This is a genomic window from Paenibacillus sp. V4I7 (assembly GCF_030817275.1).
GTDB lineage: Bacteria > Bacillota > Bacilli > Paenibacillales > NBRC-103111 > Paenibacillus_E.
On sequence record NZ_JAUSZD010000002.1, the window covers coordinates 1,613,204 to 1,636,100 of the forward strand.

Annotated in this window: 18 protein-coding genes and 1 pseudogene; 14 read left to right on the plus strand and 5 right to left on the minus strand. The window is 46.3% G+C overall.

Going from position 1 to position 22,897, the window contains the following annotated elements; genetic code table 11:
• Window positions 1-16: 16 nt before the first annotated feature.
• From QFZ80_RS08455 to QFZ80_RS08465, 3 genes are read left to right on the plus strand one after another with little or no spacing between them, the layout of a single operon-like run.
• The gene (locus QFZ80_RS08455) at window positions 17-1,336 is read left to right on the plus strand and encodes a glycoside hydrolase family 125 protein (protein WP_307547458.1); all 1,320 of its coding nucleotides are present in this window, start codon (window positions 17-19) and stop codon (window positions 1,334-1,336) included.
• Window positions 1,333-4,470, plus strand: a complete 3,138-nt coding sequence (locus tag QFZ80_RS08460) for a beta-galactosidase (protein WP_307558365.1) — start codon at window positions 1,333-1,335, stop codon at window positions 4,468-4,470. The genes QFZ80_RS08455 and QFZ80_RS08460 overlap by 4 nt, the downstream gene beginning before the upstream one ends.
• Before the next feature lie 3 nt (window positions 4,471-4,473).
• Window positions 4,474-7,203 carry an alpha-mannosidase gene (locus QFZ80_RS08465; RefSeq protein ID WP_307558367.1) on the plus strand — a complete coding sequence of 910 codons (2,730 nt, stop codon included), beginning with the start codon at window positions 4,474-4,476 and terminating at the stop codon, window positions 7,201-7,203.
• A gap of 190 nt (window positions 7,204-7,393) precedes the next feature.
• Here the strand turns inward: QFZ80_RS08465 and QFZ80_RS08470 are convergent, their stop codons facing one another.
• Window positions 7,394-7,996, minus strand: a complete 603-nt coding sequence (locus tag QFZ80_RS08470; RefSeq protein WP_307547454.1) for a DUF2238 domain-containing protein — start codon at window positions 7,994-7,996, stop codon at window positions 7,394-7,396.
• A 294-nt stretch (window positions 7,997-8,290) separates the two neighbouring features.
• Between QFZ80_RS08470 and QFZ80_RS08475 the strand changes: the two are divergent.
• From QFZ80_RS08475 to QFZ80_RS08500, 6 genes and pseudogenes are all read left to right on the plus strand, one after another.
• A pseudogene (locus QFZ80_RS08475) lies at window positions 8,291-8,452 on the plus strand (NAD(P)/FAD-dependent oxidoreductase); the annotation flags it as partial.
• A gap of 302 nt (window positions 8,453-8,754) precedes the next feature.
• The gene (gap, locus tag QFZ80_RS08480; protein WP_307558369.1) at window positions 8,755-9,810 is read left to right on the plus strand and encodes a type I glyceraldehyde-3-phosphate dehydrogenase; all 1,056 of its coding nucleotides are present in this window, start codon (window positions 8,755-8,757) and stop codon (window positions 9,808-9,810) included.
• Entirely contained in the window at window positions 9,789-9,965 is a 177-nt protein-coding gene (locus QFZ80_RS08485; protein WP_171689955.1) for a GapA-binding peptide SR1P, read from the plus strand. Before gap ends, QFZ80_RS08485 begins: the two co-directional genes overlap by 22 nt.
• Window positions 9,962-12,646 (plus strand): pyruvate, phosphate dikinase, encoded by a 2,685-nt coding sequence (ppdK, locus tag QFZ80_RS08490; protein ID WP_307558371.1) that lies wholly within the window; start codon window positions 9,962-9,964, stop codon window positions 12,644-12,646. The genes QFZ80_RS08485 and ppdK overlap by 4 nt, the downstream gene beginning before the upstream one ends.
• Window positions 12,647-12,726: 80 nt before the next feature.
• Window positions 12,727-13,335 carry a helix-turn-helix transcriptional regulator gene (locus QFZ80_RS08495; RefSeq protein WP_307558372.1) on the plus strand — a complete coding sequence of 203 codons (609 nt, stop codon included), beginning with the start codon at window positions 12,727-12,729 and terminating at the stop codon, window positions 13,333-13,335.
• A gap of 13 nt (window positions 13,336-13,348) precedes the next feature.
• Entirely contained in the window at window positions 13,349-14,149 is an 801-nt protein-coding gene (locus QFZ80_RS08500; protein WP_307547447.1) for a pyruvate, water dikinase regulatory protein, read from the plus strand.
• Between the two features lie 83 nt (window positions 14,150-14,232).
• Here the strand turns inward: QFZ80_RS08500 and QFZ80_RS08505 are convergent, their stop codons facing one another.
• Window positions 14,233-14,424, minus strand: a complete 192-nt coding sequence (locus tag QFZ80_RS08505; RefSeq protein WP_307558374.1) for a hypothetical protein — start codon at window positions 14,422-14,424, stop codon at window positions 14,233-14,235.
• A 244-nt stretch (window positions 14,425-14,668) separates the two neighbouring features.
• Here QFZ80_RS08505 and QFZ80_RS08510 point away from each other — a divergent pair, with 244 nt between their 5' ends.
• The 5 genes from QFZ80_RS08510 (at window position 14,669) to QFZ80_RS08530 (ending at window position 20,120) form a co-directional block, all read left to right on the plus strand.
• On the plus strand, window positions 14,669-16,501 hold the full coding sequence (locus QFZ80_RS08510; RefSeq protein WP_307558376.1) for an assimilatory sulfite reductase (NADPH) flavoprotein subunit: 1,833 nt from the start codon (window positions 14,669-14,671) through the stop codon (window positions 16,499-16,501).
• 38 nt (window positions 16,502-16,539) lie between these two features.
• Entirely contained in the window at window positions 16,540-18,261 is a 1,722-nt protein-coding gene (gene cysI / locus QFZ80_RS08515; protein ID WP_307558377.1) for an assimilatory sulfite reductase (NADPH) hemoprotein subunit, read from the plus strand.
• A 225-nt stretch (window positions 18,262-18,486) separates the two neighbouring features.
• Window positions 18,487-18,816 carry an ArsR/SmtB family transcription factor gene (locus QFZ80_RS08520; RefSeq protein ID WP_307547443.1) on the plus strand — a complete coding sequence of 110 codons (330 nt, stop codon included), beginning with the start codon at window positions 18,487-18,489 and terminating at the stop codon, window positions 18,814-18,816.
• An 18-nt stretch (window positions 18,817-18,834) separates the two neighbouring features.
• Window positions 18,835-19,344 carry an SRPBCC domain-containing protein gene (locus QFZ80_RS08525; protein WP_307547442.1) on the plus strand — a complete coding sequence of 170 codons (510 nt, stop codon included), beginning with the start codon at window positions 18,835-18,837 and terminating at the stop codon, window positions 19,342-19,344.
• Window positions 19,345-19,964: 620 nt separating this feature from the next.
• Window positions 19,965-20,120 carry an aspartyl-phosphate phosphatase Spo0E family protein gene (locus QFZ80_RS08530; protein ID WP_307547441.1) on the plus strand — a complete coding sequence of 52 codons (156 nt, stop codon included), beginning with the start codon at window positions 19,965-19,967 and terminating at the stop codon, window positions 20,118-20,120.
• A gap of 115 nt (window positions 20,121-20,235) precedes the next feature.
• On the opposite strand, the gene cydS is transcribed toward QFZ80_RS08530, so the two are convergent.
• Genes cydS through QFZ80_RS08540 form a run of 3 tightly spaced genes read right to left on the minus strand, consistent with a single transcriptional unit; the run spans window position 20,236 to window position 22,717 of the window.
• On the minus strand, window positions 20,236-20,340 hold the full coding sequence (gene cydS, locus QFZ80_RS38915; RefSeq protein ID WP_483874711.1) for a cytochrome bd oxidase small subunit CydS family protein: 105 nt from the start codon (window positions 20,338-20,340) through the stop codon (window positions 20,236-20,238).
• 5 nt (window positions 20,341-20,345) lie between these two features.
• A complete protein-coding gene (locus tag QFZ80_RS08535) occupies window positions 20,346-21,377 on the minus strand; it encodes a cytochrome d ubiquinol oxidase subunit II (protein WP_307547440.1) in 1,032 nt (343 codons plus the stop codon).
• The gene (locus QFZ80_RS08540; RefSeq protein ID WP_307547439.1) at window positions 21,374-22,717 is read right to left on the minus strand and encodes a cytochrome ubiquinol oxidase subunit I; all 1,344 of its coding nucleotides are present in this window, start codon (window positions 22,715-22,717) and stop codon (window positions 21,374-21,376) included. Before QFZ80_RS08540 ends, QFZ80_RS08535 begins: the two co-directional genes overlap by 4 nt.
• Between the last annotated feature and the right edge of the window lie 180 nt (window positions 22,718-22,897).

The window sequence follows — 22,897 nt, forward strand, 5'->3', positions numbered from 1 at the left end:
ATTTGGAGGACTTACCGTGGAACAATTCAGACTGCCGAAAATTCCGATGCCGAAACTGGAACTGCCAAAGGTGATCCAAGACGTATTGCTGGAAGCCGAAGAGAAGCTGGCGCATCGTCCGAAGCTGCTGCAGCTATTTAAAAATTGTTTTCCTAACACATTAGAGACGACGACCAAATTGATGGAGGATGGAACTACATTCGTCATCACCGGAGATATCCCGGCCTCGTGGCTTCGCGATTCGGTTGAACAAGTTATTCACTATGTGCCATTTGCCAAACAGGATTCTGACCTACAACGCATCATTAGCGGTTTAATCAAGCGTCATATTCAATATATTCATATCGATCCGTATGCCAATGCGTTTAACGAATCAGCGAACGACTGGCACTGGAACAAAGCGGATCAAACCGATATGTCGCCATGGGTATGGGAACGTAAATTTGAACTGGATTCGTTATGTTTCTCGATGCGGCTGGCTTATGCGTATTGGAAGGAAACGGAGCTAACGGATATTTTCGACGCGGGATTTAAAGCCGCGATGTTTAAAATCTACGAATTGTTTAAGACGGAGCAAGTTCACTTTGAAAAGTCTCCTTATCGTTTCACGCGCAATAATGGAATTCCGACGGATTCGCTGCGCAATAACGGGATGGGGATGCCTGTGAATTATACGGGAATGGTATGGTCAGGCTTTCGTTCAAGTGACGACGCTTGCGACTTCCATTACAATATTCCGGCGAATATGTTCGCGGTTGTGGCCCTTCGCCATATGCAAGAGTTTGCGGAATGGGTGTTCAGGGATATGGACTTCCTCCAAGACCTGAAAGCCCTTGAAGCGGATATTGACCATGGAATCCAGCTGTATGGTATCTATCGCCATCCAGCGTTTGGACCGATCTATGCCTATGAGACAGACGGCTTCGGCAACTACTGTTTAATGGATGATGCGGGCACGCCAGGTCTGATGTCGATTCCGTATCTGGGTTATGTTTCGGCGGATGATCCGATCTATCAGAACACAAGACGATTCGCGCTAAGTAAAGAGAATCCGTTTTACTTCGAAGGCAAAGTTGCCAGAGGCATCGGCAGCCCGCATACGCCGGACGATTACATTTGGCATATGGCTTTATCTATGCAAGGCTTGACGGCTTCCACGGCAGAAGAGAAGCTGGCGATGATCGCGATGCTTGAGGCAACGGATGCAGACACCGGGTTTATGCACGAGGGCTTTCATGTTGATGATCCAACGATTTTTACACGGAAATGGTTCGCCTGGTCGAACAGTTTATTCTCCCAGTTGGTGTATAAAGCGATGAAGGATGGTTTACTATGAGTCGACCGGTCATTATTTTCTATGATGCCACATTTCCGATCAGCAATTGTGGTGAAGTGAATGCCGATCTACTCACGGCGCAAGGAGCTATTGTTGTAGACGCTGATGCATTAGGAGAAGCTCTCCGGTCGGCGGTTGGAGGATGCTTTGTTAATCTGCATGCCCCGTACTTCCCTAAGTCCGAATGGACGGAAATCCTTGCATTCTTGAAACGCAGCGGCGGGCTGCTTAGTATTGGCGGCGCAGCATTCAAGCGTCCGGTGCGCCGGGAAGCGGATGGCTGGCATATAGAGTCGGAGCAGACCGCCTATCATCAGCAGTTGTACATTCATGAAATACTTCGTGTTGAAGCCGTACCAATGCGCTCCTATACCGCGTTAGAAACCTTGCCGCTGCTTCAAGGGCAGGAATCGATGTTCGCGCTTGGAGATACGTGGAATCTGGTTCCGCATACGACACGCAACAGCGACCTGCCCGATCAAATGGGCGCTGCGGGAACCATGAGCACACAGATTTATCCGCTTTTGAAAAGCATCAGTAAGGAAGGCCGTGAAGTTGCTGCGCCTGTTGTTCTTTGGGAAAACTCGCGCGGCGCGTTTATCGGTTCGCGTTGGATGTTTGTCAATGTACCGCTTAGTCCTTCGTTTTGGAACGAGGGCGGTGCCCAAGCATTGATGACGTGGGCGGCATTTTGCGAAAGTGGCGTTACGGAGCTGTGGATCAAGCCGAATTATGCCAGCTTTGAGCCAGGAGAGCATGCCATGCTGACACTCCAAACTCAGCTTATCGGAAGGATCGAAGCTGGAGCTGCCTCTAAGCAATGGACATTTGATCTTCGTGTATCGCATGAGGGTGGTGCACAGGACATGTGGACGCATCGTTTGACAGTCCAAGTGAATAAAGAATTCAACGTGGTGCGCATTCCGGTGCCGCTTGATATACAACGTGGTTTATATCGTGTGACTTGCAAGGCAACATCAGAGGATGGGGAGTTTCGCGTGCTTCGCCAAGGCTTCTGGGGGCACGATCCCTTACTGCTTGCCGAGGGACAACCGATTACCTGCGATCGCGATTATTTCATCAAGGATGGACGTCCGCTGCCGATCGTCGGCATGACGTATATGACCTCCGATGTCGCTCGCAAATTTCTCTTTCTGCCCAATAGCGATGTTTGGGATCGAGACATGGCCCAAATGGCCAAAGCAGGCATCAATTGGATTCGAACAGGGATTTGGACAGCTTACCGCAATATCATGCAGGTGGACGGACATGCTTCTGAAGAGGTTCTGAGAGCCATTGATGCTTTCTTCTTAACGGCTAAGAAGCACAATCTCCAGGTAACGTTCACTTTCTTCTCCTTTACGCCAGAAACTTGGGAAGGGGTTAACCCTTATCTCGATCCGCAAAGCGTAGAGGCACAGAAGCGGTTTATCCGCTCCATTGTTTCGCGTCACCGTACGACGACGCATGTGGATTGGGATTTGATTAATGAGCCTTCCATGTTTGATCCTGCTCTGATTTTCTCCGAGGGACCGCGTTCCACTCGTGATATCTACGAACGGCAGGCTTTTGTAGAGTGGCTTAGGCTGCGTCATGGCAGCATCGAATTGCTTCAGGAACGGTGGAATATGTCACCCGAACAGCTTCCGACTTTTGAAGAGGCGGCAATTCCCGAGGCTGGAGAAATCAATTTCGACGTGCAGGATATGCACAAGGGTAAGAAAGGAACGCGCTGGCTGGATTACTGCTTGTTCTCGATGGAGATGCATAACCGTTGGGCCAAAGAGCTCTACAATACGATTAAAGAGATCAGTCCGGATCATCTCGTGGTGGTTGGACAGGATGAAGCGCTTGGCGCGCAGCGCCCTTCTCCTTTGTTTTATGAGGAGGCGGTGGACTATACAACCGTACACTCGTGGTGGCTGAACGATAACCTCGTTTGGGACGGTATTTTTGCAAAAACAGCGAATAAGCCGAATGTCATTCAAGAAACAGGCATCATGTACGTGGAGACACCGGATGGACGCGCTAAACGTTCGGAGATTGAACTGCGTAGTCTGTTGGAGCGCAAATATGCCTATGCATTTGCAACCGGAGGCGCCGGTGCTATTCATTGGATTTGGAATACCAACTTCTATATGGATAATGCGAACGAATCGCATATCGGTGCACTTCGGGCTGACGGCACAGAGAAGCCGGAAGCTGATGTATCTTACGATTTCGGGAGGTTTATGGCTGAAATCAGAGATTTATTCCTGGATCGGGCGCTGGAAGACATCGTAGCGATTTTCCCTTATTCAAACGATTTTTCCAACCGGAAATTGGCGTTCGATGCAACGACTAGAATGACGCGTGTGCTGTCCTATCAAATGAAGATGCCGTTCCGTTCGGCATCGGAATATCATTTGGATGCGCTGGAGAATCAACCAGCGAAGCTGATCATTCTGCCGAGCGCGCATAATCTGGATGAACAAGCTTGGACGAAGCTTGTAGATATCGTTCAGCGAACAGGTGCGACGCTGCTTGTGACAGGTACACTCAGCCTTGATGCGTATTGGAAGCAAACGCCTCGTCTAATCGATGAGCTAGGCGCAGCTGAGCTTCAAAATATACGGCGGGAAGAAATGCTTCAGTTGCAGGGCGCAGTGCTCCCGGTTTCCTTTGACAAGCGCCGTATAGCTGAAGTCGTGAAAGAAGTGCGGGCTGGATATTCGGAAGCGGGGACTGTTTCTGAGTCTGGCAGCGCAGGCGATGCGGTTGTCAATATTCCGCTGGGCAAAGGCAGACTCATTTGGAGTCCGCTGCCCGTTGAATTGAACGAACGACTGGATACGGTCGCCAGCCTATATCGTTATGCCCTCGATGCCGCGGGCTGTGAAAGCGGATTGCAATGGCTGCAAGGTGGCGATATTGCAGGTGTATACGGAAGGAAGCTACGCTTTAAGAACGGCTTCCTGTATGTATTCGTATCTGAATTTGCATGGAATGTGAATATCGAAGTGAAAGATACGGATAGTGGAGCAACCTATACATTTACGCTAGAGAGAGAGCGTTCCGTACTCTTTGCTGCAGATGCGCAAGGTAATCTCATCTCCGTATACCGTCCGGAGGAAGTCCATATTGAAAGGAGTTAAACGATGAGCACCAAGAGAACCGCTCATATCATTTCCCATACCCATTGGGATCGGGAATGGTATTTACCATATGAGAAACATCATGTTCGTCTCGTCAAGCTAGTAGATACACTGTTGGATAAAATAGATCAGGATCCGAATTATCGCAGCTTCTTTTTGGACGGACAAACGATCATTTTGGAGGACTACCTCCAGGTTCGACCGGATCAAAAGGATCGATTGACCAAATTTATTCAGGACGGCCGTATTTTGATAGGTCCGTGGTATATTTTGCAGGATGCGTTTCTGACGAGCGGTGAAGCCAATGTACGAAATATGCAGATCGGGCATCAAGATGCGAAGAAATATGGCGATGTATCGAAGATCGGTTATTTTCCCGATACGTTCGGTCTCGTAGGCCAAACGCCGCAATTGATGCAGCAATCCGGAATCACGAATGCTTTGTTTGGCCGCGGCGTGAAGCCGACAGGCTTTAACAATACCGTTTCTGACGGTGATTACGAATCGTCATTCTCGGAGCTGCTTTGGGAAGGGCCCGATGGCTCCCAAGTGCTCGGCATTCTGTTCGCCAACTGGTATTCGAATGGCAATGAAATTCCTGTGGACCGGGAAGAAGCGAAAGCGTACTGGGAGCGGAAGCTAGCGGACGCGGAGAAATACGCATCGACTGGCGAGCTGCTCTTTATGAATGGCTGTGACCATCAGCCGGTTCAGTTGGACTTGCCTGAAGCGATTCAAGCTGCGCGCGAGCTGTATCCGGATACGACCTTTGTTCACTCGAATTTTAACGATTACTTGCAGGCTGTTCAGCGTTCCTTGAAGCATGAGCTTTCTACAGTAAAGGGTGAGCTCCGCAGTCAACGGACAGACGGTTGGTCTACGCTCGTGAATACCGCTTCGGCTCGTGTTTACTTGAAGCAGATGAATCAGCTGGGACAAGCGATGCTGGAAAAAGTGGCTGAACCTCTGGCCGCTTTCGCACATGTGCTCGAAGTTGGGGAGAAATACCCGCATCATCTGTTCACGTATGCTTGGAAAACATTAATGAAGAATCATCCGCACGATAGTATTTGCGGCTGCTCCGTGGACGAAGTACACCGGGAAATGGTGACTCGCTTCGAGAAAAGCCGGCATGTGGCGGAAGCGATCGTCGATGACAGCAAACGAGTGATTGCTGAAGCGATCGATACGTCGAGCTTTGCGCAAACGGGCGAAAGCGCCCTGCCGGTCGTTGTTTTTAATACCTCCGGTTGGGAGCGTACCGGCGTCGTGAGTATCGAGGTAGATGCCTTGCGTTTGTATTTCCGTGATGGTTACACACTAGAAGAAGCAAGCAGTTTTGCGAAGGCGGCGGATCTTAAGGGCCGTACGCTCGTGGACGCGCTGGGAAATGTCGTAGCATGTACCTTTGAAGATCTCGGACTGCAATTCGGTTACGATTTGCCGGACGATAAATTCCGTCAGCCGTATATGTGCCGTAGAGTGAAGCTGACTTTTGAAGCGGAGAAGGTTCCTGCCTTAGGTCTGAAGACGTACGCTTGGGTTAAGAGGGAAGAAGAGATATCATCTACCTCGCTGCTAGAGGGTGATCGGGTACTGGAGAATGAATCGCTTAAGATCGAAATTGCGGATAACGGTTCATTCATGTTAACGGACAAGAAGAATGGCCGAACTTACCGGGATTTAGGCGTATATGAGAATACCGGGGATATCGGCAACGAATATATGTACAAACAACCGGAAGGCGAGACAGCTCTAACAACCCACGGCTTAGCAGCATACATTCGTGTGTTAAAGGATACGCCTTATCAGGCAGCTATTGAAATTGTACATGACTGGGAAATTCCTGCGTCAGCGGATGACTTACTGGAGGAAGAGCAGCGCGATTTGATCTACTATCCGCACAGAAAAGCGCAGCGATCGGCTCGCATGGTACCTATGCAGATCCGTACCATTGTCAGTCTGAGCCGCGGCGGCAAAGGAGTAGAGATCGAGGCATCCTTCAACAATCAGGCCAAAGATCATCGTTTACGGATGTTGTTCCCATCGGATCTGAATACACAAGTTCACCGCGTCGACTCCATGTTTGAAATCCCGCAGCGCGACAACACGCCGACAGCTGAATGGGAAAATCCAAGCAATACGCAGCATCAACAGGCATTCATTGATGTAAGCGAGGCAGAGTCTGGTCTTGTTGTTGCTAACCTCGGATTGAACGAATACGAAGTTCTGCAGGGCGGACGCAATACGATTGCCGTGACACTGCTTCGCGCAGTTGGCGAGCTGGGCGACTGGGGCTTGTTCCCGACGCCGGAAGCGCAGTGTCTGGGCGAACACACCGTCCGAATGACCATCATTCCGTATAACGGCGAAGACGAACAATACGGCGCTTACGAGCAAGCCTACCAGTTCCAAATTCCGTGGACGTTATGTCAAACGGGCATTCACACTGGACGCATCGCATCTACGTATGCACCATTCCGTTGGGAAGGCGATAAGATGGCCTTTTCCTCCATGAAAATGAATGAAGGAACTGGCGATCTGCTGCTCCGCTGGTACAACATGAGCGCCCAAAACACCGAGCTCAAGCTCAGTTCCAACATACCTCAATACTCCTTCTATAAGAGTACGATTATGGAAGCACACGGCCCAAGGATTGAAGCTGACGCCGGAGGCCAGTTGTCTTTAACGACAGGTCCTTGCGAAATTGTTACAATCGGGATTCAACGATAAGATTAGCGTTTTGGATAAGGGGCTGTCCCACAAGTTGGTAAATCTACTTGAGGACAGCCCTTTAAGTTCTTTTGACCTTATGGAACATTAGACACTGGATTAATCCAATGCAATTAGCAATCAGGCTTCGAAATTCACAAACTGGGTCTGAATATTCAGAATATGGCATTTTAGGACAGTCTCGTTGAGGTCAGGATTGCACATCAATCAGTGGCATTTTTTTGCGCTTCGCCTTGAAAGCTAGATACATACTTGTCACTACGGAGCCTATGGTTCCGCAAATGATATCCGCCATCGTGTCGACCAAGCTTCCGTTTTGCGAATGGAGACCGAAGAGACCGTCCGTCGTAAACTCATATATTTCCCAGACCCCGGCCATGGCGATGGAAAAGAAAAGGCAAAACCACACGGCAACTTTCGCATTCGGCACGTCCGCTTTCTCGCCTTTACTTGCTCTCATATAAATCAATAAACCGACGAAGCAAAGGATTAAGCCCGAAAAGAGATGCTCGATTTTATCTAGGTAAGGGATTACGCTGTAAAATCCAAACTCGTTTGCCATAAACATTGTGATAAAAATGAACAATAGGACGGAAAACCGTAACGCTGCAAACATCGTGGTCTTTGTGATTTTGACGACGATTCGGATGATCAGCAGCACAGCAACAATCAAAATGGCCTGAAGCATTTTTGCTTGGATGCCGTTCACCCAAAAATAAACAAAGCAGACTGCGGCAGTCACATACATGGCCAGTTCGAACAGGTCGTTCCATTTGTCTTTGTGTTTTTTCATTTGCATCTCCATCACTCGCTTCGAATTCCGAAATTAGTCTTTTTGGTAATTATTAAACATTATAGTTTGTTCTTAAACAAGACAGCACAATCATTGATGGGTAAAATCGTATGTTGCCTCGTTCAATAATTGCCCGGGAAATGGTAAACCGAGTCCCGTCTCTTCATTGTTACCCATTATCCATATCGCATTATCCTTTTCGGGTGATTCTATTTGTTCAAATGCTATTGGGGAGAGGACTATCTTGACACATCTAGAATAAATCGATATTATAGATATATGAAGTCTATAATAGGTGGAATTAGGACGGATGAGTTTGGAAGAAGTTCGGTCACGGGTTTATATGCTGCCGGGGATGCGTCGTATTTCATGCATTCGCAATTAATTTTTGCTGCGGCCGATGGCAGCAAAGCAGCTATGGGTGTGAATATGGATTTGATGGAAGAATTCATATAATGACCGTTTTTATTTCAACGATAGGGATGACCTAAAAATCTTATCCGTTTTTCAATCATTGAAACCGCCTTACGACAAAATCGTAAGGTGGTTTCTTTATTATATAGGAAATTATGAAAGATGCCGGCCGTTAAGCGCCGAGATCCTTTGTGTCTTAAATACGACACTATATATGACGTCATATATATAACATTCCCCGATAATAGTGATAAATGATGATATTTATGTGAATTTTTTAATATATATTGTGTATTATATAACCGTATGATATATTTATGACATACTAAATAACGAATTGGAGGATGGAGATGCGAGTTGGAATTAGTGGTACAGGGAGAATCGGAAGGCTTTGTTTGAGAAAAGCTTTGACCGAGAAGCAGCAGGGTTTTGAAATCAACGTGATCAACTCAACAAGCCCCATTCATGTATTGGCTCATCTGTTGAAATATGATTCGGTTCATGGTACATGGGACGCGAAAATTGATGTGTTAAATGACAACTTAATGAGGATTAACGGAAAGCTGATTTCCGTCATTTGTGAAAGAGAGCCGGATTTATTGCCATGGGAGGATTATGGTGTTGAATTGGTTGTGGATGCAACCGGAAAGTTCAATCATCGGCATGGTGCTGAACGACACTTATTTGCTGGAACCAAGAAAGTTTTGATTACTGCACCAGGAACGAACATGGACCTCACGGTTGTCATGGGTGTGAATGAAGAGAAGTATGATCCTAAGCAGCATCGTTTGCTATCTGCAGCTTCTTGTACAACCAACTGTATCGCACCAATTCTACATATCCTAGATGAAGCTTTTTCCGTCAAACAGGGTTGGATGACAACGGTTCATGCTTTTACGAATGATCAAAATCATATGGACAACCCGCATAAAGATCTTCGACGCGCTAGGGCATGCACCAATTCTATTATTCCGACTTCGACTGGCGTGGGCAAAGCACTTATTGATGTTATTCCACATCTGGCTTCCCAAATTCAAGGCGTCTCTATTCGCGTGCCAACACAAGATGTTTCTCTGTTAGATCTTCAAGTTGTGGTCGACCGTAAAGTTAGCGTTGATGATGTGAAGTTCGCCATTAAAAAGGCGATTGCTGGGCAAATAGGATCCTTTGTTGACTACAATGAATTGCCGCTTGTTTCTACGGATTATATAGGTAATGAGAAATCAGCCATCATCGACGGACTCAGCATTATGACGCACGAAAACCAAATCAAGCTGCTGGCCTGGTATGACAATGAATGGGGTTACGCAAGCCGAGTCATTGATTTAGTAGCTCATATGTCACGTGCGGAAAGCACACAACTAAAGGGGGAAACGAAATGTCTAACACAAACCATGTAACATTGGCAGCCATTCATCGGTATGATCTTGGTGTTATCATTTGTAAATCATGTAATGAAGTGATTGCAACGTTACCAACGGACGGATATAAAAAATTCTATGGCCTATGCAATTCAACGCTATGTATCGATAAAAATAAGGAGGCTAACAAATGACGATTCAGAAACAAGTGGTACCCTTTCAGGAGGGAAATGCTTCAATGAAAGCTTTACTGGGAGGAAAGGGGGCTAATCTCGCTGAGATGACACGTGCCGGCCTTCCCGTACCACCGGGTTTCACCATTACGACCGAGGCCTGCTTAGCTTTTTTTAAGGTTGGTAATCGGATCTCAGAGGAACTGCTTGAACAAATTGCAGCAGCTCTCAAGCAGTTAGAGAAACAGAAGGGACAAACGTTCGGGGATGCGAACAATCCACTTCTTGTTTCCGTACGATCCGGTTCTGTCTCTTCGATGCCGGGTATGATGGACACCATTTTGAATCTCGGTCTCAACGACGTAACCGTTCAAGGTTTGGCTTCTCTTACGAACAATGAAAAGTTCGCTTACGATTGCTACCGGCGTTTGATGCAGATGTTTGGAAACGTGGTGCTTGGCATTGAAGCCTACCATTTCGAGCAGCTGCTGCACCGTTTGAAAGAGAAAGAGGGCGTCCATCAAGATCAGGAGGTTACAGCTGAGGGTTGGAAGAATCTAATCGAAGATTATAAGAAATGCATTATGGCTAAAACAGGCCTAGCTTTTCCTCAGCATGTCTACGAGCAGTTGCGAATGGCCGTCGAGGCTGTATTCAAGTCATGGAACAATCAACGAGCTCAGATTTACCGCAAAATAAATCGGATTCCAGATGAACAGGGGACGGCCGTTAACATTCAGAGCATGGTATTTGGCAATATGGGCAGCAGTTGCGGCACAGGCGTTGTCTTTACGAGAAACCCATCCACGGGCGAGAATACATTTTTCGGTGAATACTTGATTAATGCACAGGGGGAAGATGTGGTTGCAGGTATCCGAACACCGCTGGAGATCGCTGCGCTGAAAAGCGAAATGCCCCTGATTTATGAGCAGTTGTTTGCGGCATCCAAGCAGTTAGAGAAGCATTACAAAGATATGCAGGATATCGAGTTTACGGTTGAAAATAATAAGCTTTATCTGCTGCAGACCAGAAATGGGAAACGAAATGCCCAAGCTGCGCTCAAGATTGCCGTCGATTTGGTGCATGAAGGTTTATTGACTAAGCAGGAAGCCGTTGAGCGCATCGAAGTGTCACATCTAGATCAGCTGCTCCACAGAGGTATTGATGAAGAGGCTGTAAAGGATGTGTTGGCCAAAGGACTTCCTGCTTCGCCGGGCGCAGCGGTTGGACAGCTTGTGTTTGACGCTGATACGGCTGCAGAATGGAACCGCGCTGGCAAGACGGTCATTCTAGCCAGAAACGAAACAACACCCGAAGATATTCATGGCGTGATCGCATCGGAAGGCGTACTCACGAGCCGCGGAGGGATGACGAGCCATGCGGCTGTTGTGGCAAGGGGAATGGGCAAACCTTGCGTATGCGGCTGCGAAGAAGTCCGAATTGTCCTTGATGAGAAGCGGATGTTGGCGGGAAGCAGGGTCGTAGAAGAAGGCGATTGGATTACGCTCGACGGTGCAACCGGACGCGTTATTGTCGGTGCAATGCCATTACGAGAAGCCAGGATGACGGATGAGCTTCTCGTTATGCTGAAGTGGGCGGATGAGATTCGTACGCTGAAAGTATACGCGAATGCAGACAATCCGGAAGATGCGAAAATCGCCAGATCGTTGGGAGCCGAAGGGATCGGATTATGCCGAACAGAGCATATGTTTTTCTCACCAACTCGTCTGCCTGTTGTTCAACGAATGATCCTCGCGGATGACAAAGAAGATCGCTTGCATGCTCTTTCACAGCTGCTTCCCATGCAGCAGTCAGACTTTGAAGGCATGTTCGAGGAAATGGATGGCCTTCCGGTAACGATCCGGTTGCTGGATCCGCCTTTGCATGAGTTTTTACCGAACCTCGAAGATCTGCAAAAAAAACATACGGAGCTGACTTATAATAAAGGTGCGTCAGACTTAGAAAGAGAAGAGATCGCTCACCTTCTCCGCAAAGTGCAAGCTCTCCATGAGGCTAACCCTATGTTAGGACAGCGGGGCTGCAGATTGGGAATTGTCTATCCGGAGATTTATGATATGCAGATAGAGGCCATCTTCCGTGCAGCTTCAGGCTGTATCGACAGAGGCATCCGAGTTCTTCCGGAAATCATGATTCCGCTTGTGGGTCATGCCAACGAACTGAAAATTTTAAGGGAACTTGTTGACTTTGTTGCAGAACAGGTGCTGGGGAAAGACAAACTGCGGGATTGTCCGTACAAGGTCGGGACCATGATAGAGGTTCCACGAGCGGCTCTTACTGCGCGCCAAATTGTGGCTTATGCCGATTTCTTCTCTTTTGGCACCAATGACTTGACGCAAATGACGTATGGTTATAGCCGTGACGATGCGGAGGGTAAATTTCTAACCCACTATGTCGATCAGAAGCTTCTTCCGCATAATCCGTTTCAAGTGCTTGACACAGAAGGAGTCGGACAATTGATTGACTTAGCCGTGAATGCGGGTAGGCTCGTTAAGCCGTCGCTCAAAACTGGCATATGCGGGGAGCATGGCGGAGATAAAGAGTCGATTTTCTTTTGCCACTTGACCGGATTGGATTATGTAAGCTGTTCCCCTTACCGAATTCCTTTGGCTCGAATAGCCGCAGCACAAGCGTTCATCCTGCATGGTGTTATCGGTGAACAAAAGGTAGCTCAAGCGATTTGATATAGCGAGAAAATCGGTTAAAATGGGGATGAACATGAAAGTTCGGGGAGGGAAATACGATAGAACTTACATCCCGTCAAATGGAAATCATTGAACGCGTAAAAAAACATGCTCCGATTACCGGAGAACACCTAGCAGAAATGCTCGGAATCGCTCGTCCTACTATTCGTTCCGACCTTGCCCTGCTTGTTATGCTAGGTTATTTGGATGCGAAGCCAAAGGTTGGTTATTTTCTTGGCAAAACGCTGGAACGTGAGGAATCATCGTACAAAAAGCTTGATGGCATCTATGTTAAAGATGTTATGGGTTTACCTGTCGTTCTTCAAGAAACAGCTACGGTGAATGATGCCGTCGTCTCTCTGTTTCTTGAGAATGTGGGTACTCTGATGATTGTGAGCAGTAATCGGGCATTAGTGGGCATTGTCTCTAGAAAAGATTTGTTAAAGGTAACGTTAGGCAATGCGGGTGCTCCATCCATGCCCATTAGTCTTGTGATGACGAGACACCCGAACATCGTTACCGTAAGTCCGGAGGACCACGTCATTGATGCAGCGCGCAAAATGATTCATCATCAAGTTGACAGCCTGCCAGTTGTGAGTTTGGACTCTGAACAAGACCAGTATGGCGTTATAGGTCGAATAACGAAAACAACCATGACCAAATTACTGTTGGAACTAGCTGCGAATTAGGAGGTATTCACGGGTGGAGGAGAAAGTCCATACGATATTTGTTTGTTCGGACTCGGTTGGGGAAACGGCAAACACGGTTGTTCAAGCTACAATTCGTCAGTTTAACGCCAGTCAAGTTCATGTGAGACGTTTTGGAACTATGCGTACGGAGGAAGAAATCCGAAGTATGATGGAGGAAGCTTCCCGACTTGGCAGTTTTGTAGTCTACACGCTCGTACTTCCGGAATTAAGAGAGATGATGCGTCAAGAAGCGATTCGATTAAACGTGACCAGCATAGACATCCTAGGTCCTGTTATGCAAGCTTTCATTGACACTTTTAATGATTCTCCCAAAAGGAAAGCAGGGTTGCTGCACCAAATGGATGAAGAATATTATAAGCGAGTCGAAGCAATTGAGTTTGCTGTAAAAAGCGATGACGGTAAAGACACAAGCGCTCTAAAACAAGCTCATATTGTTTTGTTGGGCGTTTCGAGGACGTCGAAAACACCGCTAAGTATTTATTTGGCGCATAAAGGCTATAAAGTAGCCAACTATCCACTAGTTCCGGAAGTAAAACCTCCGCAAGGATTGTTTACACTTAACAAAAGCAAATTGATCGGATTGACGATGAGCGCTGAACAGCTTGTTAAGATCCGTACAGAACGGCTGAAGGCAGTTGGGCTGCCATTTGGCGCTAAATATTCGGCGTTAGAAAGAGTGGCGGAAGAGCTGGAGTTTGCATTCGGATTGTATAAGCAGCTTGGATGTACTGTAATCGATGTCACTGAAAAAGCGATTGAGGAAACGGCTGGTATCATACTGGATGCCATGTAACTGCGAATACTTGGTTTAATAATAAAATGCGAAACGAACTTTAGAAGCAATTCAAGAGGTTCGTTTTTTTGCTATTTTTTTGCTTATTTCCGGTCGCTTGGCCGTCGCTTCAAGCCGCTTAAACTGATCGGTTTTTCAATTTCCGCATAGTTATCATCGATATCAGAACGAATCGAATTCAGCAGATGAAGAGCGTGGCTTCTTTCGTCGTACTCAGGAATCAATTGAATCAATTCTTCCAATCGTTTTAATCTCGTTTCTGTAACAAATCTCATTTGCGAAGCTCCCTTGCTTAAATCCTGTATCCTATACTATTCGTCTATGATTGTTTATATCGGTCTGTACTTTTGACATCCGGTAAAAGGGGTTTTATCCCTTTATCAGTATTACTGATAGATCATATAAGATCATTCTAATTGACCTATTTCGACATACATGATAGTTTCAAGAGAGTGAAAATAATGAGAAAAATGTATAATAGGAAATAATATCATTGCAGGCTATGAGAGGTGGATATTCTTGGTACTTCAAGTAACAAACAGTCCTTTTAATCAGGAACAAGTAGAATTACTTAATCGATTACTTCCTACACTAACGGAATCACAACGAATCTGGCTGAACGGGTATCTTGCAGCACTTCAGGGATCGGCTGTAGTGACGGCTTCTGGTGCAGCTCCTGTAGCTCCCGTAGCAACTTTGGCGGCGAATGCGCCGGTAATCTCCAAAGAGGTGACCGTACTCTTCGGATCACAGACAGGTAAATCTCAAGGCTTAGCGAAGAAAATGTCCAAAAAGCTTGAAGAGCAAGGTTTTCAGGTAACGCTTTCCTCGATGGCAGATTTTAAACCGAATAACTTAAAAAAGATTCAAAACTTGCTTGTTCTAGTGAGTACCCACGGAGAAGGAGATCCACCGGATAACGCGATTTCCTTCCATGAGTTCCTTCATAGCAAGAGAGCTCCTAAATTGGAGGATCTGCGGTTTTCCGTGCTTTCACTTGGAGATACATCTTACGAGCTTTTCTGCCAAACAGGTAAGGATTTCGACAAACGCTTGGAAGAGCTGGGCGGCAAACGCCTTGCGCCGCGTGTCGACTGCGATGTGGATTTCGATGAGCCAGCTGCAGAGTGGATGAATTCCGTTTTAGGCTCTTTAAGTGAAGTTTCAGCGGGCACGACTGTTGTAAGTGGCGTCGGAGCAGCGGTTGAAAGTGGCACTGAATCCGAATATTCGAGAACAAATCCGTTCCAAGCCGAGGTTCTTGAGAATTTGAATCTGAATGGCCGTGGATCGGACCGTGAAACCCGCCACATTGAGATCTCCTTGGAGGGATCCAATCTTCAATACGAACCGGGTGACTGTTTAGGTATCTATCCGGAGAACCACCCACTTCTTGTGGATGAATTGATCGAAGCCATGGGCTGGAAAGCCGAGGAACTTGTTACAATTAATAAGAACGGCGAGAAGCGTTCATTGCGCGAGGCGTTGCTTCATAATTATGAAATTACTGTATTAACGAAGCCGTTGCTGGAGCAAGTGGCAAAGCTTACCTCAAGCAATGGGCTGCAGGAGCTGTTGGTTGCAGGACGTGAGCAAGATCTTAAATCGTATATCAGTGGTCGGGATTTATTGGATTTGGTGCAGGATTACTCCCTTAAGGGAGTACCAGCGGGCGAATTCGTAGCGATCCTTCGGAAAATGCCTGCTCGACTGTACTCGATTGCAAGCAGTTCCAAAGCTTTCCCGGATGAGGTTCACGTTACCGTCCGTACGGTACGTTACGAGACTCAAGGTAGAGAACGTTACGGCGTGTGCTCCGTACAGCTCGCTGAGCGAATCAAGTCTGGCGAAACGCTGCCGGTTTACATTCAAAACAACCCGAATTTCAAGCTACCCGAAAACTCGGAAACACCTATTATTATGATCGGACCTGGCACGGGCGTCGCTCCGTTCAGAGCTTTTCTAGGAGAAAGAGAAGAGACTGGGGCCGAAGGCAAATCATGGCTCTTCTACGGTGATCAGCACTTCTCCACTGATTTCCTTTATCAGATTGAATGGCAGAAGTGGCTTAAAGACGGCGTGTTGACGCGCATGGATGTTGCGTTCTCCCGTGATACCGACCAGAAAGTATATGTGCAGCACAGGATGCTTGAGAAGAGCGCCGAGCTCTATAAATGGCTTCAAGAAGGGGCAATCGTGTACGTATGTGGTGACGAAAAGAAGATGGCACACGACGTCCATGCGACCCTAGCAACCATTATTGAACAAGAGGGCGGTTTCAGCTCGGAGGAAGCAGCGGAGTATTTGACCCGTATGCAACAGCAAAAACGTTATCAGAGGGATGTTTACTAAGTTCAAATCCCAAAGATCGCGAGAGGAGAAAGGCCAATATGTCAGAAAACAATTTACTTTCAAAGAACAGTGCGCCGCACAGCGAAGTAGAGCACATTAAAATTAGAACCAATTACTTGCGGGGGAGTCTCGAAGAGACGCTGAAAGACGCAATTACGGGGTCCATCCCCGAGGATGATAACCGTTTGATGAAGTTTCACGGAAGTTATATGCAGGATGACAGGGATCTGCGCAACGAACGGCAGAAGCAGAAGCTAGAGCCTGCTTATCAGTTCATGCTGCGTGTGCGTGCCGCTGGCGGAGTCGTTACACCAGAGCAATGGTTGATGATGGACGAGGTCGCACAGAAGTATGCTAACGGTACAATTCGTCTGACGACTCGTCAATCTTTCCAGCTTCACGGCGTGCTGAAGTGGAATTTGAAGAAGACGATTCGTGAAGTGAATGATTCGTTGCTGAGCACGCTAGCTGCTTGCGGTGACGTTAACCGAAACGTCATGTGTAATCCGAATCCTTACCAGTCAGATGTTCATGCTGAAGTATACGAATGGGCCTGCCGCGTGAGCAACCATCTTGATCCACAGACCAAGGCCTATCACGAGATCTGGCTTGACGGCGAGAAGGTAGTGGACAGCCAAGATGGGGTAGAGCAAGAGCCGATCTATGGAAAGGTGTATTTGCCGCGTAAGTTCAAAATCGGTATTGCAGTACCTCCTTCCAATGATGTGGATGTCTTCTCGCAGGATTTGGGTTTCATTGCTATTGTTGAAGATGGACGTTTGAAAGGCTTCAATGTATCTGTAGGTGGCGGCATGGGGATGAGTCATGGCGACCCGTTGACTTACCCGCAGGTAGCCCAAGTGATCGGGTTCATCACGGCGGATCAAATGGTTGATTTGGCAGAGAAGACGGTTACGATTCAACGGGATTATGGCGATCGCTCTGTACGGAAACATGCACGTTTTAAATATACGATTGATGACCGCGGCATTGATTGGTTCGTTGGTGAATTAACTGCTCGTTTAGGTTGGAAGCTCGAAGCTGCGCGTCCATACCATTTTGATCATAATGGAGATCGCTATGGTTGGGTTAAGGGAAGTAACGGGAAATGGCATTTCAACCTGTTTATTCAAAACGGTCGTGTTAAAGACGAGGATAACTACCAACTGATGACCGGACTTCGTGAAATTGCCAAAGTGCATACCGGGGATTTCAGACTTACGGCGAACCAGAATCTGGTGATCGGTAATGTAAGCACTCAGAAGAAGAAAAAGATTGAAGAGCTGATCAAAGAATACGGACTTACGGATGGGCTTCAAAACTCCGCATTGCGCAGAAGCTCTATGGCTTGCGTGTCTCTGCCGACTTGCGGTATGGCGATGGCTGAAGCCGAGCGCTACCTTCCCGACTTAATCGATAAAATCGAGCCGATGTTGGAAGAAGCTGGTTTGAGTGACAAAGAAATCATCATTCGCATGACCGGTTGTCCGAATGGATGCGCCCGCCCAATGCTGGCGGAGATCGCGTTCATTGGCAAGGCTCCTGGCAAATACAACATGTATTTGGGCGGTGGACATTCCGGAAACCGACTGAACAAATTATATAAGGAAAACATCGGAGAAGCGGAGATTCTGGAGTCGCTACGACCGATTGTTAATCAATATGCGAAGGAACGGCAAGAAAACGAGCATTTCGGCGATTTTGTCATTCGCGCCGGCTATGTCAAAGAAGTTCGTTCTGGGCAAGATTTTCATTCGTAAGAAATGGTTAACTAATTTCAATAGCTTCCCAGAAATTATCGGAAATAGAAAGAAGTGCGTTTACTTAGACGCACTTCTTTTTTTTGACTCAGTTTTGATTTTATTTTTATAATATTCCTTGACAGGAATATTCCAATCAAGGTATATTGTAAATAGAAATAAGGTAACTTGCTAACGAAACGAGGTGGCCTGACTTGACTAGAACAGGAAGTGGAAAACATCATCATGAATAACACAACATTTAACGCACTTGCCGAACCCAACCGTTTACGCATTGTTGAACTCCTGTTAGACGGTCCCTTGACAGTAGGGGATATCGCCGATGGCCTTGGGCTTCGCCAGCCTCAAGCCTCGAAGCATTTACGTGTCCTGCTGGAGGCTGGACTAGTCGAAGTGCAGGCTGTCGCCAATCGCCGGAACTACAAGCTTCGATTGGAACCATTTCAAGAACTGGACACTTGGCTTGAAACCTACCGCAGTGTCTGGGATGAACGACTTGACGCTCTGGAGAATTACCTGCAGAAGCTGAAAGACAAACAAAACAAACAAAACTAAATTTTAGGAGGATTTTCAATGTCAAACCAAATGATTACCAAAGTAGAGGGTCAGGAACTAATTTTGGAGCGTGTTTTTAACGCGCCGCGCGAGCTTGTATTCAAAGCATTCTCCGAAGCTGAACATCTAAAGCACTGGTGGGGACCTCGCGGTTGGACGCTTACAGTTTGCAATGTCGATTTTCGTCCGGGTGGTATCTGGCATTACTGCATGAAGTGTATCGATGAGAAACAAGGGGATTTCTACGGATACGAATCTTGGGGCAAGGCAGTCTATGGAGAAATCGTTGAGGCGGAGAAAATCGTTTATGTCGATTACTTCTCAGATGCCGAAGGGAATGAAACGGAGGGTATGCCATCGGCTCATGTAACGATGACTTTTATAGAGCATGAAGGCAAGACGAAGCTTGTCAACCGCGGACGATACGCTTCACCCGAAGCGCTCAAAGCCGTCATGGAAATGGGAATGGAGCAAGGAATTACTGAAACTTGGGATCGTCTCTCCGAGCATCTGGAATCCATTCAATAATCTCTTATCACAAGGCCGTCCGGTATATAGCCGGCGGCTTATTTTTTTAAGGGTTAGGGGATAGGCGACGAAGCTTACCTGATTTTGGATAGTTAGTTAGCTGCGGATTATTATTAGGCTAAGTGAGATTGTGGGAAATGCATAGTCATTTATTCGGTAAGAAACTATGTTTTCCTAGTATTTATTTTCTGGTTTTTTGAAGAAATGGAGAATTAGAAGGGCAAGTTGCACTCCGTACAGTAATTTCATTGATTTCTTCTTGGTAAGCTACGAATATAGTATGTTATACAACAATTTAGCCTTTTTTGTAGGAAAAAGAGCTACTTTCGGCTGAAATTGTTTTATTTATTACAATATTCGAATGAATAACGCGGATTAACTTGCTTATTGTTGTATAAAACACAACTTTGTCGTTCCATCCAACCATGTTCGATCATGTTAGATACCCATCATCAGCATATGACATGAAGGTGCAAAAAAACAGAATTAATATTCTATGTTGAAATAATATTTCACAAATTTGTCATAAATTTAGCCGACCCAATCATTACCTTTTCCAGCATCCTGTTTTATAATAGGGATACAAACCATATTGAACAGAATTGGTGTGAATGAGGGATATGGAACTACTATTATTAGAAAAAATCGAAGCATTACGCATTGAAATGATAGAAGAAGCATATTTACACGGAAGTTTAACGCATGAGAAAGTAGTTAATCTTAGTCAAAAATTAGATGAATATATTGTTAATTTTCAAGAGTTAAAATTTTCATAGAATGACTCAAGGGATATGCAGCTGCATATCCTCTTTTGTTATTTAAGTTCATTAAGAGAAATGTTTCTCAAATCAGCCTGTTTCTTTATATTGCTATAGCATGAATTCAAATGGATTATTCAGGAAACTTATCCTGCCCTCTTGCGAACAACATGAATAAGATCCCGAGGGAAAACGCCACAAGAAGAAAAGGCGCAATCATAAGCAGAAAGAATTCCATAATCATCACCCTTTCTTGGAGGGATTCCCTCGCACATACTCAGCGTCGAATAGGAACAGCCGCATCAGTAGAACAAGTGATGGGATAAGCAGACATAATCCAGCAAGGAAAACGACAATTAGCGAGATAGCCATAGCATCGTTCGTGAAATTTTGGTGAATCGTAATAAACGGGTAAAGGATATACGGCAAGTGGGAAGCTCCATATCCGAAGAAGGCAAAGGCAAATTGCAGCATAACAAGAATAAATGCCCAGCCATAGCTTTTTCGTTTATAAATCAGATAGACGGCCGCTATGAAGCATAGTAACGAAGCGACGAACATCCAAGACAGATCCAGCATAGCCCGAAAATGCTCCGGATTGTGCCAGCGAATAGCGAAAAAAACAAATATACTGCACACAATTGTGGGTGGACTCCAGCCTAGTGCGTAGCTCCGGACGATTTCAAGAGCTTCATAATCCTGGGCTTTGTTGGCATAGTAGGAAAGAAACATCGCAGAAATGTACAGAACGCTAACAAGTGCAAGCAGCACAACCGACCAGGAATAGGAGCTTGTGAAGAGCTTGCTAAAGTGTAAAATAACCTTGCCATTCTCCTCTGTCATATAACCTCCCTCGGATATCGTCAGGACGGTTGATAAGGAAGCGGGAATGAGGAGGCCGGTGGCTCCATACAAAAATGTATACAAGTGGCTTTGTTTTTGCATTTGACCATAAATACTAAAAGCATAGTAAGAGCCGCGTATCGCAAGTAGAACAATCGCGATGCTGCCAGGCACCAGAAGGGCAGTTCCAAAGTAATACGAGCTATCCGGAAAGAAGCCGACTATGCCGACAAAGAAGAAAACTAGGAAAACATTCGTTACTTCCCATACCGGTGATAGGTAACGTTTGATGATGTTTTCAACGAGATGTTTTTTTCCTGTAGCGTAGGAGTAATAGCTAAAGAAGCCTGCCCCGAAATCAATGGAAGCAACGATCAGATAGCCGTACAGAAATATCCATAGGACCGTAATGCCCATTAACTCGTACTTCATTGTGTTGGCCCCCCCTCAATTCCTCTGCTCTTGAGTTCTTCTTGTACATCGCTGTTCGTGAACATTTTCCTTAGTACTTTGACCAAAGTGAATCCAATAGCTATATATAGGATGCAGAACAAAAGGAGCATCAAATCCACATGTGTGGAGGTGGTCGCTCCATGGACGGTCTTCATATAACCTCGAAGTATCCAAGGCTGTCGTCCTACCTCGGCGTAAATCCAACCCAATTCAATTCCCAAAATGGCAAGAGGGCCTGAAAGGACGACCAACCTCAACAGCCAACTGGGATATTGGATACTCTTTAATTTGTAAACCATCCAAACAGATGCCATAGAAAGTACCGTAAGGAAGATGCCTATCGTGACCATCGAATCAAAATAGTAATGAACAATAAGAGGAGGTTGCTCAGCAACAGGTGTTTCATTTAAGCCCTGAACTTCTGAATTCGGGTTATCGTGAGCTAGAATACTTAGGGCGAATGGGATTTTTAACCCATATTTAATCTGATGATCTTCTGTTAATATCCCCCCTAGAACAAGCGGCACTTGTCTAGCCGTCTCAAAATGCCATTCAGCGGCAGCCAGCTTCTCGGGTTGATATTTAGCCAAAAATTTCCCGGAAAGATCTCCAATAAGTGCAGTTGTAATTGAAAAAATAAGAGCCGCAACCATCGTTAGCTTGAGTGCTTTACGGTGATAGAGCGAATCGCGCTTCTTAAGCAAAGCAGCTCCGGCTATCGCCGCAAGGACGAAGGCGCTTGTCATATAAGCAGAAGAAAGCACATGTGCGACCTTCGTTGGAGTAGCGGGATTAAACATGGCTACGAGCGGCTGAATGTCAGTAATGGAGCCGTTGTTCATCTTAAAGCCCTGCGGGGTATTCATAAACGCGTTAACCGTTGTGATAAAAAAAGCAGACGCTGAAGATCCCAGCATGACCGGAATATTGAGTAAGAAATGAGTGATGGGCTTGCGGAATCGATCCCATGTGTATAGATAGATGCCTAAAAATATAGCTTCAAAGAAAAAGGCGAAGGTCTCCATAAACAAAGGCAAGGCAATAGCTTGGCCGGCAACGCGCATAAAGCTTGGCCATAGCAGGCTGAGCTGGAGACCTATTGCGGTTCCTGTGACAACACCAACTGCGACGGTTATAACGAAGCCGCGGGCCCAGCGCCGCGCAAGAAGCAGGTAGTAAGGATCGTTTCGTTTAATGCCAGACCATTCGGCGAATGCGATCATGATTGGAATACCGACACCTACGGTAGCGAAGATAATATGGAAGGCGAATGTGAGCTCTGTGAGCATTCGGCTATAAAGCACAGGATCATAAGTCATATGTGATATACTCCTTTTCAGCTTGAAATTGCTTGGGAAAACAGTTATTAGTACTATGCGATCATCTGCCGGAGCCAGGAAAGAAGCATGAGCGAAGCCACAATGATACAGAGCCATATTAACCATTTCTCTTGCTTTTTGTACTTATCTATAGGATCACCTACTGTTCAGGACAGAATG

What these genes read in the sequence shown, in the direction of transcription:
- ppdK (WP_307558371.1), top strand. Translation starts at nt 9,962, where the DNA reads ATGACGATTCAGAAACAAGTGGTACCCTTTCAGGAGGGAAATGCTTCA.
- QFZ80_RS08495 (WP_307558372.1), top strand. Translation starts at nt 12,727, where the DNA reads ATGGAAATCATTGAACGCGTAAAAAAACATGCTCCGATTACCGGAGAA.
- QFZ80_RS08525 (WP_307547442.1), top strand. Translation starts at nt 18,835, where the DNA reads ATGTCAAACCAAATGATTACCAAAGTAGAGGGTCAGGAACTAATTTTG.
- QFZ80_RS08465 (WP_307558367.1), top strand. Translation starts at nt 4,474, where the DNA reads ATGAGCACCAAGAGAACCGCTCATATCATTTCCCATACCCATTGGGAT.
- cysI (WP_307558377.1), top strand. Translation starts at nt 16,540, where the DNA reads ATGTCAGAAAACAATTTACTTTCAAAGAACAGTGCGCCGCACAGCGAA.
- gap (WP_307558369.1), top strand. Translation starts at nt 8,755, where the DNA reads ATGGAGATGCGAGTTGGAATTAGTGGTACAGGGAGAATCGGAAGGCTT.
- QFZ80_RS08540 (WP_307547439.1), bottom strand. Translation starts at nt 22,717, where the DNA reads ATGACTTATGATCCTGTGCTTTATAGCCGAATGCTCACAGAGCTCACA.
- QFZ80_RS08530 (WP_307547441.1), top strand. Translation starts at nt 19,965, where the DNA reads ATGGAACTACTATTATTAGAAAAAATCGAAGCATTACGCATTGAAATG.
- QFZ80_RS08460 (WP_307558365.1), top strand. Translation starts at nt 1,333, where the DNA reads ATGAGTCGACCGGTCATTATTTTCTATGATGCCACATTTCCGATCAGC.
- cydS (WP_483874711.1), bottom strand. Translation starts at nt 20,340, where the DNA reads ATGGAATTCTTTCTGCTTATGATTGCGCCTTTTCTTCTTGTGGCGTTT.
- QFZ80_RS08535 (WP_307547440.1), bottom strand. Translation starts at nt 21,377, where the DNA reads ATGAAGTACGAGTTAATGGGCATTACGGTCCTATGGATATTTCTGTAC.
- QFZ80_RS08485 (WP_171689955.1), top strand. Translation starts at nt 9,789, where the DNA reads ATGTCTAACACAAACCATGTAACATTGGCAGCCATTCATCGGTATGAT.
- QFZ80_RS08505 (WP_307558374.1), bottom strand. Translation starts at nt 14,424, where the DNA reads ATGAGATTTGTTACAGAAACGAGATTAAAACGATTGGAAGAATTGATT.
- QFZ80_RS08470 (WP_307547454.1), bottom strand. Translation starts at nt 7,996, where the DNA reads ATGAAAAAACACAAAGACAAATGGAACGACCTGTTCGAACTGGCCATG.
- QFZ80_RS08520 (WP_307547443.1), top strand. Translation starts at nt 18,487, where the DNA reads ATGAATAACACAACATTTAACGCACTTGCCGAACCCAACCGTTTACGC.